General features: G+C 38.3%; 4 protein-coding genes and 1 rRNA gene. 2 read left to right on the forward strand and 3 right to left on the reverse strand.

Annotated features, from left to right (window positions below; all coding sequences use genetic code 11):
- On the reverse strand, positions 1-6,980 hold a 6,980-nt coding region (locus tag P256_RS12875), incomplete at its 3' end, for an ESPR-type extended signal peptide-containing protein (protein WP_023274136.1).
- Between the two features lie 230 nt (positions 6,981-7,210).
- Entirely contained in the window at positions 7,211-15,544 is an 8,334-nt protein-coding gene (locus P256_RS12880; protein ID WP_023274137.1) for an ESPR-type extended signal peptide-containing protein, read from the reverse strand.
- Positions 15,545-15,887: 343 nt separating this feature from the next.
- Between P256_RS12880 and fmt the strand changes: the two genes are divergently transcribed.
- Both fmt and rsmB read left to right on the forward strand, forming a co-directional pair.
- The gene (gene fmt / locus P256_RS12885) at positions 15,888-16,859 is read left to right on the forward strand and encodes a methionyl-tRNA formyltransferase (RefSeq protein ID WP_023274138.1); all 972 of its coding nucleotides are present in this window, start codon (positions 15,888-15,890) and stop codon (positions 16,857-16,859) included.
- A complete protein-coding gene (gene rsmB / locus P256_RS12890) occupies positions 16,856-18,166 on the forward strand; it encodes a 16S rRNA (cytosine(967)-C(5))-methyltransferase RsmB (protein ID WP_023274139.1) in 1,311 nt (436 codons plus the stop codon). The genes fmt and rsmB overlap by 4 nt, the downstream gene beginning before the upstream one ends.
- A 123-nt stretch (positions 18,167-18,289) precedes the next feature.
- Here rsmB and rrf read toward each other — a convergent pair.
- A 5S ribosomal RNA gene (rrf, locus tag P256_RS12895) occupies positions 18,290-18,398 on the reverse strand; the annotation flags it as partial.

Consider the following 18,398-nt stretch of genomic DNA (forward strand, 5'->3'; position numbering starts at 1 on the left):
AATTTACGAGCAACATTGTCGCCACTGTCTGCTGAGAAATTAAGACCTTTGTTAGTTAAATCATTTTGAGTAGTTTTAAGCTGAGAAACATTTACAGCATCTGTGTCATTTGTTCCTGCTGCAACATTCGTCACTTTCATACTTGCAGCATCAATGCCTGTTGTCGTCACACTTGGGCCATTATTTACAGTCAGACCTGTTGCTGTAACTTTGCTCGTATTGCTACCATCAGTTACACTTAATCCATTCGTAGCAGTCAATGTACTGCTGTGTGAACCATTACTTGCTGATAAACCACTATTCCCCACATTCACATTGTTGGTGCCATCGGTATACGCTGTGTTACCTGCCGTCGTTGTGGTTTTAGTTTTACCATCACTTGAAGCAATCACGTTATTGATTGAGGTAGTTGTATTCGTATTCCCACTAGAATCTGTCAGTTTAGATTGGTTTAAACCATAGCTTGCTGTGGTTTTACCATCTTTAGAAGAGACTGATGTACCTGTACCTGAAAGAACAGTATTGTTACCTTCTGTATCTGTTGCTGTTACAGTTTGGAAGTTTGAGTTTTGATCAATACCTACAACAACATTGCCATCTTTATTGGTAGTCTTAATATTATCTGTGTTGTACTCACTGTCCACTTTCGTGCCTGTACCTTGAATGCTTAGCGTCTCACCAATATTTTTATGGATCGTATTACCACTATTGCCTTTAAAGTTGAGGCCACTTTGTTGCGTTGCATACAACTGACTACCATTAATTGCATCTTTTGATGTTGAATTCACATCACCATCGGCAACATTCGTCACTTTCATACTTGCAGCATCGATGCCTGTCGTTGTCACACTTGGGCCATTCGTTACACGAAGGCCTGTTGCATTTAATGAACTACTATTATTACTTGCATTTTTAATAGACAATCCATTAGTAGATGTTAAAGTTGCCTTGTTTCTTCCATTTTCCGCAGATAGACCATCAGTACCAACACTAACATTATTGCTACCATCTGTATAAGTTGTTTGATTTGAGGTCGTTGTTGCTGAATTAGTGCCATCACTAGAAGTAATTGCACTACTTGTTGCCGTATTTACATTCGTATTACCTTTCGCATCTTGTAAGTTTGTACTAGATGCATTGATTGTCGTATTATTTCCATCTTGATCAGTTAACGCAGCATTATTGATATTATAAGTTGCTGTTGATGTACTAGATCCATCTTTTGCTGTGAGTGTAGTACCAGAGATACTTGTCTCGCTCTTATTGCCTTTAGCATCTTTTAAAATACTTCCACTTAAGCCATAAAGTGCTGTTTTTCCACCATCTTGTGATGAAATTGCAGTACCCGTACCTGAAAGTGTTGCATTATTACCATCTGTATCCGTTGCTGTTACTGTTTGGAAATTTGAGTTCTGATCAATACCAACAACAATATTGCCATTACTATCAGTAATAGTTTTTATATTATTGGTATTGTACTGTGAATCGTCTTTCCCACCTGTTCCTTTAATTGTTAAAGTTTCACCAATATTTTTATGAATTGTATTATTACTATTATTACTTAAAAAGTTTAAACCACTTTGCTGTGTTGCATATAATTGGCTACCATTAATTGCATCTTTTGATGCTGAATTCACATCACCATTAGCAACATTCGTGACCTTCATACTCGCAGCATTAATACCTGTAGTCGTTACACTTGGCCCATTATTTACAGTCAGACCTGTTGCTGTAACTTTGCTCGTATTCGTGCCATCGGTAACGCTTAACCCATTCGTAGCCGTCAAGATACTGCTATTTGTACCATTACTTGCAGATAAACCACTATTCCCTACACTCACATTGTTAGTGCCATCAGTATAGGCTGTATTACCTGCTGTTGTTGTCGTTTTTGTTTTGCCATCACTTGATGCAAGGATATTACTGCTTGCGGTACTTGTATTGGTTGCTTTTGACTGATCTGTTAACTGACTTTGTGTAGATGTCAGTACATTACTATTATTGCTATTGTCTGTAATAGATGCTGTATTTACACCATATTTCGCTGTTGATGTCGTATTATTACTTGCATCTTTTGAAACAAGTGTAGTTCCACCAATATCTGTTGTACTCGTATTTCCTTGTGCATCAGATAAATTTGATCCAGTCAGCGTATAATTGGCTTTTGTTTTACCATCTTTAGAAGATACTGCTGTGCCTGTACCTGAAAGTACGCTGTTATTACCATTGGTATCAGTTGCTGTCACTGTTTGGAAGTTTGAGTTCTGATCAATACCTATAACAACATTGCCATCTTTATTGGTGGTCTTAATATTGTCTGTATTGTATTCACTGTCTGCTTTTGTGCCTGTACCTTGAATGCTTAGCGTCTCACCAATATTTTTATGAATTGGGGTACCACTATTGCCTTGAAAGTTAAGGCCACTTTGTTGCGTTGCATACAACTGACTGCCGTTAATTGCATCTTTTGATGTTGAATTCACATCACCGTTTGCAACACTTGTCACCTTCATGCTTGCAGCATCAATACCTGTTGTTGTCACACTTGGGCCATTTGTAACACGAAGGCCTGTACTACCTACATTTGTAGTGCTTGTACCATCAGTATAGGCGGTATTACCTGCTGTTGTTGTCGTTTTTGTTTTGCCATCACCCGATGTAATTATATTATTCGTAGCAGTATTTACGTTCGTATTTTTATTTGCATCTTGCAGTGTACTGCTACTCGCATTAAGTACATTTGTTTGACTATTTCCATCAGAAATGGTCAAACCTGTTGATTTTGTTTCTGTCGTATTTGCTTGATTATCTGATAGTTTCGAGCTTGTTGCTGTAAAACTATTTGTATGACCAAGTGAATCACCATTGGTCGTTGTTAAACCCGATGCAGTAGAAACACTTTTATTGTTACTTCCATCTGTAATAGTAGAACCTTGCGAGGTAATAGCATTATTATTACTTGAACTATCAGAAACATTTACACCTGTCGTTTGAGTAACCGTTGTATTGCCATTACCATCTTTAATTGTAGAATTATTGGCTTGAATCGTATTACTACGTCCATTGCCATCTAAAATTTGTGTTTGATTCGCAGTTGAAGTATTTGAGTTCGCTTGATTGTCTGATAGTTTCGAGCTTGTTGCTGTAAAACTATTTGTATGACCAAGTGAATCACCATTAGTCGTTGTTAGACCCGATGCAGTAGAAACACTCTTATTGTTATTTGCATCTGTAACAGTCGAACCTTTAGAGGTAACTTCATTATTATTATTTGAGCTATCAGAAACATTTACACCTGTCGTTTGAGTAACAGTTGTATTTCCATTGCCATCTTTAATTGTGGCGTTATTGGCTTGAATCGTATTACTACGTCCATTACCATCAGTCACTGTAGTTCCTGTTGCGGCATTTACAGTTTTATTATTTTGACTATCTGTTGTTGTGATACCCGTTGTGTCGACTTTACTATTTCCAATAGTAAGGCTACCCTGATTACTCAAGTCAATATTTTGAGCAAGTTTTACAGTAAGTCCATTGGTTTGATCTGCAACAACTCCGATATTGTTATCTGTTAACTTCGTTGTATCTGCACCGCCTTTAATACTAAGGGTATCGCCTAGCTTACGTGAAACATTACCTCCTGTATCAGCTGAGAAGTTTAATCCTTTATTAGTAAGATCATTTTGTGTCGTATATAGCTGACTACCATTAATTGCATCTTTCGACGTTGAATTAATCGCACCATCGGCAACATTTGTCACCTTCATACTTGCAGCATTAATGCCCGTAGTCGTTACACTTGGCCCATTATTTACGATCAAACCAGTTGCTGTTACTGTACTACTATTAGATCCATTATTTGCAGATAAACCACTATTCCCTACACTTACATTGTTAGTGCCATCGGTATAAGCCGTGTTCCCTGCTGTTGTTGTCGTTTTTGTTTTGCCATCACTTGATGCAAGGATATTACTGCTTGCGGTACTTGTATTGGTTGCCTTTGACTGATCTGTTAACTGACTTTGTGTAGATGTCAGTACATTACTATTATTGCTATTGTCTGTAATAGATGCTGTATTTACACCATATTTCGCTGTTGATGTCGTATTATTACTTGCATCTTTTGAAACAAGTGTAGTTCCACCAATATCTGTTGTACTCGTATTTCCTTGTGCATCAGATAAATTTGATCCAGTCAGCGTATAATTGGCTTTTGTTTTACCATCTTTAGAAGATACTGCTGTGCCTGTACCTGAAAGTACGCTGTTATTACCATTGGTATCAGTTGCTGTCACTGTTTGGAAGTTTGAGTTCTGATCAATGCCCACAATGATATTACCATTGGCATCTGTAGTAGTTTTTATATTAGATGCGCTATATTGATCATCTGCTTTTGTACCCGTTCCTTTAATTCCTAAGGTTTCGCCTAAATTTTTATGCGTTACTTTATTATTAGTATCTGCAAAATTTAGACCCAATTGATTCGTTTGATTCAACTGACTGCCATTAATTGCATCTGTTGAACTTGCAGAAATGTCTCCAGGTGCAACGTTGGTTATCTTTTTATTCGCCGCATTTATACCCGAACTTGTAACACTTGGCCCATTCGTAATCGTCAAACCATCATTATTTAATTTGCTATTACCTGTAGTTATACTATCGAACGTTGAGTTTTTGTCTAAGTTAACAATCAAATTGCCATTAGCATCGGTTGTTGTTTTAACATTTCCTGCACTATATTCAGTATCTGCTTTTGTTCCTGCACCCTCAATAACAAAAGTGCCACCCAAAGCTCTGTTGGTAGACTTACCATTATTGTCAGCAATATTAATTCCTTTGTTTACTGTATCCTGAGTTGCATTCGCAGCATTTTTTACATCATTTAAATTATTATTTGTTGTATTTAGCTGACTACCATTCACTGCATCCGTTGAACTTGATGAAAGACCTCCTGCTGCAACATTTGTTACTTTTTTATTCGCCGCATTTACACCCGAACTTGTAACACTTGGCCCATTCGTAATCGTCAAACCATCATTATTTAATTTGCTATTACCTGTAGTTATACTATCAAAGGTCGAATTTTTGTCTAAGTTAACAATCAAATTGCCATTAGCATCAGTTGTTGTTTTAACATTTCCTGCACTATACTCAGTATCTGCTTTTGTACCCGTACCTTTAATTGTTAAGGTAGTGCCTAGTTTTTTATTCGTAACTTTCCCGTTGTTATCTGCAAAATTAAGCCCTTGATCTGCTGTTGCTTGTGCAGTTGCAGCATTTGTTACAGCTGTATTTGCTGTATTTTGTGCATTTGTTACATTATTATTTGTCGTATTTAATTGACTACCGTTTATCGCATCTTTTGATGTTGATGAAACTGTACCATCAGCCACATTAGTGATTTTATTATTCGTTGCATTAAAGCCATTTGCTGTCACAGCACCTGAAAATACAGGAGCATTTGCAAACTGAACATCAATGGTATTACCATCTCCAGAAACCTGAGTTTTTACATTCGTATTCGAAGTAGCTGTAGATGATGATGCGCCACCTGATATTGTTAATGTAGAGCCTAAAGTTTTTGTGGTTGAACCATCATTTCCCTGAAAAGTAATTGGTTTAACAACCTCGTTATTTAAAGCAGTTACAGCACCCTCAACACCATTTGCTTGATACTGTGTTTTGCCATCTGTACTTTTAATATTATATATAGGCGTCTTTATATTCCCTGTTGTTGAGTCCAATGCTGACGAACCACCAAGTGCTACTGCCGTACTTTTTGCTAAATTATCTGCATATTGCTTAGTTGTTTTTAATTGAGCAATATTTACAGCATCGGTATCTTGCGTACCTGCAGCAACCCCTGTAATTTGACGTGTAACTGTTGAACCATTACCCACAGCAACTGCAGCATTGGTTGACTTCCAAGCACCTGATGTACTTGTGGAGCTTAATCCAGTAATCGGATCATACCCTGCAACACTACCTGATGTATTCGCAACTGAGTCTGAACCAATTGCAACACCACCGGCTTGCGTTGCATTAGATCGAATACCAATTGCTGTTGCGCTATCTGCTGCATTTGCACTTTGCCCTAAAGCTGTACCACTTGTAGCTGCAATACTAGCTGCACCAATTGCAGTTGCATTATCACCCTTTGCTTGGGAGCCTGTAGCAGCTGTACTTCCTGAACCAATAGCTGTCGAGTTTACGCCACTAGATAAAGAGTTAATACCAATTGCCACAGAACCTGTATTCGATGCACTAGATACTGCACCAATTGCAAGTGCACCTTGTCCTCCAGCATTTGCTGTTGTACCTAAAGCAACAGAAGCATCACCAATTGCGTTAGCAGCCATACCATAAGCACTAGAGAAGTTCCCTGTTGCTTTCGCAGTCACCCCAACAACGACTGCCCCCCCACCTGCTGCAGTCGTTTCAGGATAACCTGACGGTAGATCTGTACCTGTAATCGTCCTATAACTTGTATTATATGCAGAACGAACTTTATTTATATCATCGCCACCAATAGCAATACTTGAATTGCCATTCGCATTAACGTTGTTACCCATAGCAACAGACTGATCACCTCTTGCTACAGCCACACTACCCACCGCAACAGATTGACTCGTATTTGAACCAACCGCTGCATTATCACCTATAACAACAGAGCGAATGCCACCACTTGCATTGGCGCTACAACCAATCGCAATATTAGCACCATTGGCACCACTATTTGCTTGCGTTCCATTATTAAGTGCACCGCTACATAATGATGTACTTGGTGAAATAGATGTACCTGTTCCTGTTCCCCCATCTATTCCTGATGCAGCAAAAGCATTTGGTGCAAAGACAATCATTGCTGTAATTAAGCTCGCCGAGCCAACTGTTTTTGTTTTTGTTTTAGACTTTGCAATTTCAGAAACCGCAACCCAAGCGCCCAAAGATGCATTCCAAACAATTTTGTATATTTTATTCATATTAATTATACCTAAATGCAAGTTTTGTTTGTTTTCTTTAGACTATCATGTCTTTTTTTTGATAACTAGTTCGTATATTGTAATTTTTTTGTTAATCAAAATTATGAATATAGAATACAAGCAGATTAGAATCTTGTTTATATAGATATACATTATTGATATATATAAAAAACCCTAAGTAATGAACTACTTAGGGTTTTAGTACATATAAGTGATCTATTTTGCGTTATTTACTTCCATTGATAACCAACAGAAATTGCACCGCTAACATTGCTACGGGTATCTGCAGATGCTCCGAATTTCCAGATATATTTATTACTATCTGTAATCGCACTCACACCAACAGATACTGCACCCTCTCCGCGATATCCACCAAGACCAGCACTCACCATGCTCATACCAGCTTCGCTTGGTTGAGGTAAATTACCGACAGCCATTGCACCTGCAATACCTGCATTAGTTTCATTACGGAACTTATTCAATTGCTGATTGGTTTGAACAAATGCACTTTCTAAGTTACCTACACGGCCATTTAGATTACCCACTGCACCATCAATTGTATTCTGACCAGTACCACCAATATTACTTGTAGATACTGTTCCATTTGATTGTACTTGCGCATTACCACCAAGTGCTGCTGCAACCGCTGCATTTGATTGATATAGCTGACCACCATTTACAGCATCGGTAGAACTTGCTGAAGTTGCATTGCCTGCAGATACACCTGTAATTGTACGTGTAGCACCTGTGCTATTTGCAACATTTACTTTGGTTCCACCAGTATCTTTACCTATACTAATATCACCATTCTTATCAGCTTGCTGAATTGCACCTGACTTACCACTTGCTAAGTCACTTACAGAACTATTTAAGCTGTTAATACTATTTGTATTTGCTGTTACCTGAGACTGAACATTTGCAAGTTGTCCACCGTTTACTGCATCTTTAGAACCTGCTGCCACAGTACCATCTGCAACATTGGTTAAAGTTGTCGGGTTTGTACCATCACCTAAGCTCACACGACCTTTATTTACAGAGCCATCTGCATTTTTGTCATATTGAACAGCAGCATTTGAAAGCGTATTCACAGTATTACTCACTGTGCTTACAGCTGTATCAAGTTGTCCTTTGTTCACAGCATCAGTTGCATTTACACCCGCAGCAACACCTGTAACCGTTTTACCACCTGCATTAATACCAGATGCTGTAACACTTGGTCCTGTTGCATTACCTGATGCATCTTTAAAGCTTAGGCCAGTTTGGTTAACTACAGTACCTGCTTGATTATTTGCATAACCATAGGTTGTACCACTTGCTGTAGTCGTTACTTTATTACCATTTGCATCAGTTAAAGTTGCATTTTGTGCCGAATAGTTTGCACTATTACCTGCACTATCTTTCACAGAAACACCTGCAGCTGTCGTACTTGTGCTATTAGAACCACTTGCAACCGTTAGACCATTTGTATCTAGCCCCGCATTACCAACATTTACTTTCGATACGCTAATATCTTTACCAGTTGTATTTGCATTTTGCACAGCAGTATTTAAGGCATTTAAAGCATCTGAGATGTTTGTCTGACTTCCACCTGCAATATTATATGTAGGATTAGAGATCGTTCCATCTTGATTAACTTTTACACCGCCAATTGCATTGGCAATACTGTTTGAGATATTTGAAACCTGACCACCATTTACAGCATCTTTAGATGATGAAGATATAGTTCCAGCAGCAACATTTGTAATACGTTGATTACCAGCATCAATACCTTGTGCTGTAATACTTGGTCCTGTTTGCGCCCCAGTTGTATCTGCAAAAGCTAGTCCATTTCCGCCAACAATGCTACTTGAACCATCTGCATTCGTGTATTTAGCACTACTTGCACCATAGCTCGCACTTGTTATATCGTTGCCTTTACTATCTTTAGTAGATACTTTAAGCCCTGCTGCTGTAGTTTGTGCGCTAATAGGGTTACCTTTCGCATCTTTACCACTTAGCGTACTGCTTGTTGCAATCGATTGGTTCGTATTGCCAGTACTGTCTGAAATCGTATTTCCATCAGTTTTTAATGCAAGTACTTTATTATCTACTGCCTTTAATTGAGCAACGTTCACAGCATCACTGTCTGCTGTTCCTGCAGCAACACCTGTAACTTGACGGTAAATACCAATTTGTGCATCACCTACAGCAACCGTACCTGTCGTGGATGTTGTTGCATTTATTGCTTTCTGATCACTCGTTGTGGCACCTGTTGGTACATAGCCACTAACACCCGCACCCGTTCTCGCTGCTGAGCTATTACCAAGAACAACTGAACCCGCTGTGGTTGTTTTAACGTTATTACCCACTACAAATGTATTATCTGTATTCACAGTATTGTTATTACCAAGCACATAGCTTTCATTGCCAGTAATTGTGCTCGGGTCACCAAATGCACCAGAATGGTTTCCAGTCACATTATTTCCTGTACCTACGCTAATAGATTGAGTACCAGAAGCAACTGCACCATCACCAATCGCAACAGATGATGTGCCTGTCACACTTGAGTTATTACCAATAACAACCGCATTAGTTGCTTTTTCACTTGCTGTTGCATTAACACCTAGAGCTGTAGAGTTTTTACCTGCAGCACTAGAATCTTTACCATCTGTACTGTTTGTATGCGCAAATTTAACACCTTCGGTATTCATCTTCTGAACAGTTTCACCAATTGTGAGTTGGTCTGTTGTTGTTTGACCTGATTTATCATAGGTCAAGAATAACGAGTTTTGATCTGGGTTTGTTGCACTATAGTTTTGATTAACAACCTGACCTGTTACATTTACAGCATCACCATTAGCATTTTTGACATTAGTAATATTATTACTAATTGCTGAGTCTAATTGACCTTTATTGACAGCATCTGATGCACTAGTACCATTTGCAACATTTGAAATTGTTGTACCGCCACTTGTAACGACCGTATTGCCATATTGATCTTTACCTGTAGTAATAGCAGTACCTTTCCCATTCCCAGCTACAATACTATTGTAGTTCACACTACCATCTGGGTTTTTAGCATATTGAACTGCACCACTACCTAATGAACCAATTTGACTAGTTAAAGAGTCCTGAATTTGTGCAACTTGACCACCGGTTACAGCATCTGTGGAACCTGCTACAATAGATCCACTTTGCAAGTTAGAAATCTTTTTATTTGCAGCATCAATACCTGATGTTGTTAAACTTGGACCATTTGCAACAGTTACACCATTCGAAGAAACCGTCGTTCCTTGGCCTGTCTTATCTGTAACATTAAAGCCTGATGCTGTTGTAGCAGATTGATTTCCAGCAGCATCTTTAAGCGTAGATCCAGTCGCAGTTAAAGTATTGCTATTTCCTTTAGTACCATCATCTAGTGATGTTGCTGTTGCTGTAGTAGCATTTGTATTTCCACTACCATCTTTTGTTGTTGTTCCTGTTGCATTTGCCGTTGTGGTATTTGAACCCGATGTTAATGCATTTTTATCTGCACCATAAATCGCAGTTACAGAATTTCCGGAACTATCTTTACCTGTAACACTCGTACCTGCAGCAGTTGTTGTCGTCGTGTTCGTACCTGACGTTAATGCGCTTTGACCTGCTCCGTAAGTTGCACTTACAGCATTACCTGAGCTGTCTTTGCCTTGAACATTTGTACCTGAAGCGGTCAGTTGAGTACTGTTACCATTGCTGTCAGTCGTCGTTAAACCTGTTGTGTCTAATGTGCTATTACCTGCTTTGACACTGTCTACATCTAAGTTACGGTTTAAAGCATACGTAATCTTGTTATCCGCTTTAGTCACAGTAAGGTTTTTCTCACCACTTGCTGTGCCAATGTCTAACGTATCACCAGATTTAACAGCTTTGCTGTTGCTACCATTGCTTGTCACATTAAAGCCTTGGTCTAATGCTTTAATTGCACCTTCAACACCTGTCGTCTTCGTACCATTTACGCTATACGTCGGTGTAGATACTGTACCATCAGGTTGAACTGCTGAACCACCACCCAATGCTGTAGCTACGCTTGAGGATACACCTGATAACTGACTACCATTCACTCCGTCTGTTGACGTTGGAGAAACTGTGCCTGCAGCAACATTGGTTACTTTTTCATTGCCTGCATTTAAGCCTGATGCTGTTACACTTGGGCCAGTTGTCTTGCCAGTACTATCTGTAAAGCTAAGGCCATCTTGACCAATTTGTGTGCTCGTTTTATTGCTTGCGTCTGCAAGACCATACGTTGTCCCTGTTGGGGTCGTCGTTGTGGTATGTGTACCATCACTGAGTGTGTTGCTACCTGCAGTTGATGTATTGGTATTATTGCCTTGTGTAAGGGTATTACTACCCGCAGTTGAACTGTTTGTACCTTTTGAATCCGTCAGTGTATTGCCATTTGCATTCGATGCATTGCTATTTGAACCGTCTGTAATGGTATTACCTTCAGTTTTCAATTTAGCAAATTGATCATCTGCTGATTTCTTAACATCGGCAACTTGCCCTGTTGTCGCAGCTTCACTACGGTTACTTGCAGAACTGTCTGACCAAGTGGTATTGGTTAAACCTGTTACAGTTCCTTTACTACCATCAACAGTCACTGGGCTTGAACCTGAGCCTACAGTTAGAGTGTTGGCTGTGAGTTGTGAACTTACATCACCGTTTTTAACCGTTGTTCCTGCAGCAGTTGTTGTTGTCGTGTTCGTACCTGACGTTAATGCGCTTTGACCTGCTCCGTAAGTTGCACTTACAGCATTACCTGAGCTGTCTTTGCCTTGAACATTTGTACCTGAAGCGGTCAGTTGAGTACTGTTACCATTGCTGTCAGTCGTCGTTAAACCTGTTGTGTCTAATGTGCTATTACCTGCTTTGACACTGTCTACATCTAAGTTACGGTTTAAAGCATACGTAATCTTGTTATCCGCTTTAGTCACAGTAAGGTTTTTCTCACCACTTGCTGTGCCAATGTCTAACGTATCACCAGATTTAACAGCTTTGCTGTTGCTACCATTGCTTGTCACATTAAAGCCTTGGTCTAATGCTTTAATTGCACCTTCAACACCTGTCGTCTTCGTACCATTTACGCTATACGTCGGTGTAGATACTGTACCTGTTGATGAGTCATATTTAGCTCCACCACCTAAAGCAGAAGCTGTATCTGTACCAAGTTGATTCGTTTTTGTAGAGCCTGCCTGAGCAACTGTATCAAGATCTTTTTTATTAACAGCATCATTATCATTTACTGCTGAAGCAACATTAGTAATCTGCTTACTTGCTGCATCAATACCATTTTTAGTAATGCTTGGGCCACCAGACACAGATAGACCATCGGTACCAACAGTTGTTAATACATTATTAGAGCTATCTTTATACTGTGTAGATGTTGCACCATAGTTAGAATTATTACCATTACTGTCTTTAACTGTAGTGCCCGTTGCAGTTACTTGGCTTATATTACCATTACCATCATTAACTTTCAGTCCACTATTATTTAATGTACTGTTGCCTATAGCTAGACTTCCATCTGAACCCAAATTCACATCTTTCGCAAGTTTAACTTGAAGACTATCTGAACCATTCGCAATTACACCAACATTACTTGCATCAGCAAGTTTTGTTGTATCCGTTATACCACCTTTAAGGCTTACAGCTTGTCCTAAATTACGATGTACTGTAGTTCCTGTATCACCATTAAAGTTTAAACCGCTATTCGTAACGTTTGTGACTTGTGTATATAAATCTGATGCATTTACTGCATTTTTTGCATTATTTGCATCTGCAATATTTCCAGCACTTGCTACATTGGTGACTTGTTGATTACCTGCGTTAAGGCCAGATGCAGTTACGCTTGGGCCTGTCGGGTTATTATTACTGTCTGTAAAAGTTAGACCATTTTGACCAATAACAGTACTCGCTTTATTATTGCTATTTGCACTGCCATAAGTCGTTCCATTAGCTTTTGTTACAGTGGTATAAGTACCATCTGTAATGGTATTACTACTTGTCGTAGAGGTATTACTATTGAAATTGTCAGACAACGTATTCGTCGTTGCTGTAGATATATTCTTATTTGACCCACTTTGAATCGTGTTGTTATCAGCTGTGGTCGTATTTGTGCTCGAACCATTGGTTATTTTATTACTACTTGCATTAGAAATATTATAACCATTTCCACCATCAGTCAGTGTATTACTATCTGCTTGGGAAATATTTTTGCTTGTTCCATTTGATGTAGATAAAACATTTTGTGATGCAGTTGATGTATTTTTATTTGTACCATCATCAACAGTAACACCTGAATTTGTTACAGATGCATTACCTGCTTTAAGACTATTTACATTTAAGTCTTTTGCAGCAGAAACTGTATAGTTAGTGCTACCATCATTATTTGTGTTCTGCGCAACTGTGATGTTATCACCACTTGTAACTGTTGTTTTTGCTTTTGTTGCCTGATCTTTCACACTCGCAACAGCATCACTAACATTACTTTTACCTGTTCCAGCAATATCAGTTGTTGTGACAGTACCATCGGTATTAACTTTTGCATTTCCACCAATCAGTGACTGTGTTGAATTAGAAATAGTAGAAATCTGTCCACCATTTACCGCATCGGTAGAGTTAGCACCAATAGTGCCATTTGCGACATCTATAATTTTCTGATTATTGGCATCAAAGCCATTCGCTTTTACAACACCTGTAAATGTCGGTGCATCAACAACACTATACTTATAAGTATTTGTTGAAGAATCGTAGGTTGCTTTGGTATTTGTTCCATCTGCAAGCGTGACTGTATCACCAAGACTAACGTTATCTATTGCACCATCATTAGCTCTAAAGTTTAGCCCTTTATCTGCAGTTGCTTGTGCATTTGCACTTGCTGACTTCACACTTGCGACAGCATCACTAATTGTAGATTTACCTGTTCCACCAATATCATTGGTTGTTACAGTTCCATCTGTACCAACCTTAGCATTACCGCCAATCACATTTGCAATAGAAGTATTGGTATTATAAAGTTGGCCACCATTAATCGCATCAGTAGATCCTGAAGAAATACTTCCATTTGAAAAACCTGTCACTAAGGTATTCTTTGCATCGATACCATTAGTAGTTACTGAAGGGCCTCCAGAAATTGATAGGCCGTTATTATTTAATGTACTATTACCAGCCTTAACACTATTTACGTTCAAATCGTCTGCTGTTTTAACAGTATAAGTCGTTCCTTGACCATCTGCACTTGTTGCACTCGTGACAACAATATTCTTACCGTTTGTTACTGTAGATTTTGCTTGTGCAGCAGCTGTATTAACACTACTGATTGCATCATTAATGTTACTTTTTCCTGTACCACCAATATTTGACAGAGTTACTGTGCCATCCGTCGTAGAATTTGCCGAACTACCAAGTACATTTTTTAGACTATTTGCTACATTCGTCGTATATGTTCTTGCTTGTTTTAATTGAGCAACATTCACAGCATCAGTATCTTGTTGTCCTGCCGCAAGCCCAGTAATCTGGCGTGTTAAAGTTGAACCATTTCCTACAGAAACTGCAGCTGCATTTGACTGCCATGCAGTAGAAGACTGACTAGAGTTTGTACCATTTAGTGGATCATATCCTTTAACGCCACTATCTGTGGATGCTACTGAACCACTCCCTAAAGCAACCCCATTTGCTACAGTTGCTTGTGTATTTGCACCTAAAGCTGTTGCTTTATCTGCAGAGGCACTTGAGTTTACACCAACTGCTGTAGAACCTGCATTTTTTGCTTTAGCTGTAGTACCTAAAGCCAAAGCAGAGTTAGCCATTGCCTGTGCTTGTGTACCAAAAGCATTTGACAAATCACCTGCTGCTCTTGCATTCATGCCAATAGCCATTGAAGCATCGCCCGAAGCCGTTGTCCGATACCCCCCCGTTAAACCACCATTACCCCATTGACCAGAACTCGTATCTAAAGTATTTCCTGTTACAGACTGATAGCCTGTTTTGGTTGCATCACTCACACTACCTATATCATCACCACCTATCGCAATGGATGCGAAACCAATAGCATCGGAGTCATTACCAATCGCAGTTGACTCTCCCTTTAATGCACGTACCCCTGAGCCCAAGGCTACTGTTTGTGTCCCTGCAGCTGTTGTTGTTTTTGTACTATAAGTTGTGCCATTTATGGTATATGATGCATTTGCTAAGCCACGGTTATCTGCACTACCAATTGCAACTGCTCCAAATGAGTTTGTTGCAGAATTCCCACCTTGTGCGGAGTTATTACTAGTAGCTGTAGCACCACAACCTAAAGCTACATCTGCTGTATAAGTTGCTGTTGCTGTTGGACATGTTGAATCTCCTGTCGATTTGGGAGCAGCACTTACACCATTACCACTTCCCTCTCCCAATGCAAAGGCCCCTTGCGAAAAAGTAATCATTGCTATGGCTGTAGCACTTCCCACAAGTGCTTTAGTCGCTTTTTTCTTCGATTTTGCTAACTCAGAAACGGCAACCCATGTACCTAATGTTGCGTTCCAAACAATTTTATAAATTTTATTCATAGTTTATACTCTTTGATGATGCACTATCTTTTTGGCGTATATTTGCTCATTATACTGATTTTTATTATGATAACTAGCTATCACTTATTGAAACAATTTACAAAACAATGATTCAAAAGTTCCTAATATTCATAACTAATCACAATATGAGAATATATAAGGTTGTAATTAGGTTAATGTTTACTAAGTGAGATATTTTTATTATTTTTAGGATACAAATAAAAGAAAGGTTTGTCTACATTATAGACAGGCTTAATTATAAATAAAGATTGCTATAAATTAGATAAAGTCAAAAAATCAAATGTTATAATCTAATATACTTATTGGAATAAGAGGTACTCTCTTGAGAATTATTTTTGCAGGGACACCTGAATTTGCAACAGTTGCTTTAAAAGCTTTATTAAATTCTTCACATGAAATTATTGCTGTTTATACTCAACCCGACCGAAAAGCAGGGCGTGGTCAAAAGCTAACGCCCTCTAATGTAAAACAAGTTGCTTTAGCACATCATATTCCTGTATATCAGCCTCTATCATTTAAATCCTCTAATCAAGAGGGTATAACTGCTCAAGAAGAATTAAAAAAATTAAATGCAGATATCATGATTGTTGCAGCTTACGGCCTTATTCTCCCACAAACTGTATTAGATCTACCTAAATATGGTTGTTTAAACATTCATGCATCATTACTGCCACGTTGGAGAGGTGCTGCGCCTATTCATCGTGCGATTGCCTCACAAGATCATGAGACTGGAATCACCATTATGCAAATGGCTGCAGGATTAGATACAGGTGATATGCTATTTAAAACTTACTGTGCTATTGAAGCAACTGATACTTCAGCAACATTACATGATAAACTCGCGAATCAAGGTGCTGAAGCAATTACACATGTTTTATCATCTGAAAAAGTTTTCACAAACTACTTAGAAAACCGTCAAATACAAAATGAAGATGATGTCACTTATGCTCATAAGTTAAGCAAAACTGAAGCTAAGATTAATTGGAATTTACCTGCAAAGCAAATTTGTTCAAATATTCGAGCATTTAACCCTTGGCCTGTAGCTTTTATTCAACTAGAAACAGAAAATTTAAGGGTATGGCAAGCGGGTGAAACCAAAACTCTTCATCAAGAGAGCTTAAATAATGTAAAAGTTGGTACAATTGTGCAAATTGATCAGCAAGGCGTGACAGTATTATGCGGTGATCATACAACAATTACTCTAACCCAATTACAGTGGCCCGGTGGTAAGCCTTTAAATACACAACAGATTATACAAACAAATAAATTAAGTATTGGGCAGATACTTCCATGAAATTAGACCCACTCAAACTTTCTTCATATAACTTAAGAGCTAAAGTCACAAGTATACTTATAGATATACAGAAGGGTGAATCTCTTTCTAATTTACTTGATAAATATATATCAACTGTAAAAGATAAAGATCGTGCACTTTTTCATGAACTCACTTTAGGAACGCTACGCCATTGGCATTCTTTAAAAACCGTAACATTACCACTATTAAAAAAAGATTTAGATAATCCTACTGTAGAAACACTTATCTACTTAGGAATTTATCAACTTGTTTATACACGTATTCCTGCTCATGCTTCAATTTCTGAAACTGTCGAAGCTGTAAAACAGTTGGGATTCTCTCCTCTAAGCGGTGTCGTAAATGCAATATTAAGACTTGTTTCAAGAGATTTAGACAACTTTAAACAAGCTTTAATCGAATCTCATGGGCTACCAAGCTGGCTATATAAAAGAATAAAAAAAGACTGGCCTACACATCTACCACAATTATTTCGTAGTCTAAAAGAGACAGCTCCTCTTACACTTCGTATAAACCAACAAAAGGTGAGTAGAAATGATTATCTAACACTACTCAATGATTTAAATATTCATGCAAAAGCATGTGAGCTTTCTGAGGTTGGAATTCAATTGCTATCTCCTCAAATTATTCCTAAATTACCTGGATTTAATGAAGGATTTTTTTCTGTTCAAGATGAACATGCTCAATTATGCAATCAACTCCTTGGCGATTTAAAAGATAAGGTTGTAGTAGATGCATGTGCAGCACCTGGAGGAAAAACTACGCATTTAGTCGAACAATTCCAAATTAAAAAACTGATTGCTATAGATTCAAACGCGGCAAGATTAAATAAAATTAAAGACAACTTATCTCGCTTAGATCTGTATCATAAAAATACAGACTTTGACATTGTGCATACCGATGCAAGCACATGGCAGGCCACAGAAGAAATTGATTTCATTATTCTTGATGCTCCATGCTCTGCAACAGGTGTCATTCGACGACATCCCGATATACGCCTATTAAGAAAATCCTCTGATATTCAGCAAACAGTTGAATTGCAAAGTAGAATATTAAAAAATCTTTGGCAACAAATTCCAAATGGTGGATATCTTCTATATATTACATGCTCTATTTTAAAAGCTGAAAATGAATACCAAATGGAGTCTTTCTTCAATGAGTATCCAAATGCTCAAGAAATAGGGATATGCTCTAATTGGGGTATTGAACAAAAATATGGTAAACAGTTACTTCCTGAAACTGCTCATGGAGATGGCTTTTATTATTGTTTAATTCAAAAGCTAGACTAATCAAGTACCTTTATCACCTTTAGACATTTAAAGGTGATAAATAAATTCCATGGTCTAATTTAAGGTTTTTATTTTGTTATAAGCATAAAAAAAGCCTCCGTTAAGGAGGCTTTTAGAATTAAATGCTGGCGATGACTTACTCTCACATGGGTAACCCCACACTACCATCAGCGCTAAGAGGTTTCACTTCTGAGTTCGGGAAGGGATCAGGTGGTTCACTCTCGCTATTGTC

The sequence above is a fragment of the Acinetobacter nectaris CIP 110549 genome, assembly GCF_000488215.1.
In the GTDB taxonomy this organism is placed as follows: domain Bacteria; phylum Pseudomonadota; class Gammaproteobacteria; order Pseudomonadales; family Moraxellaceae; genus Acinetobacter; species Acinetobacter nectaris.

Bases quoted from the DNA above. Each gene is read 5' to 3' on its own strand.
- P256_RS12880 (WP_023274137.1), bottom strand. From the start codon at position 15,544: ATGAATAAAATTTATAAAATTGTTTGGAACGCAACATTAGGTACATGG.
- rsmB (WP_023274139.1), top strand. From the start codon at position 16,856: ATGAAATTAGACCCACTCAAACTTTCTTCATATAACTTAAGAGCTAAA.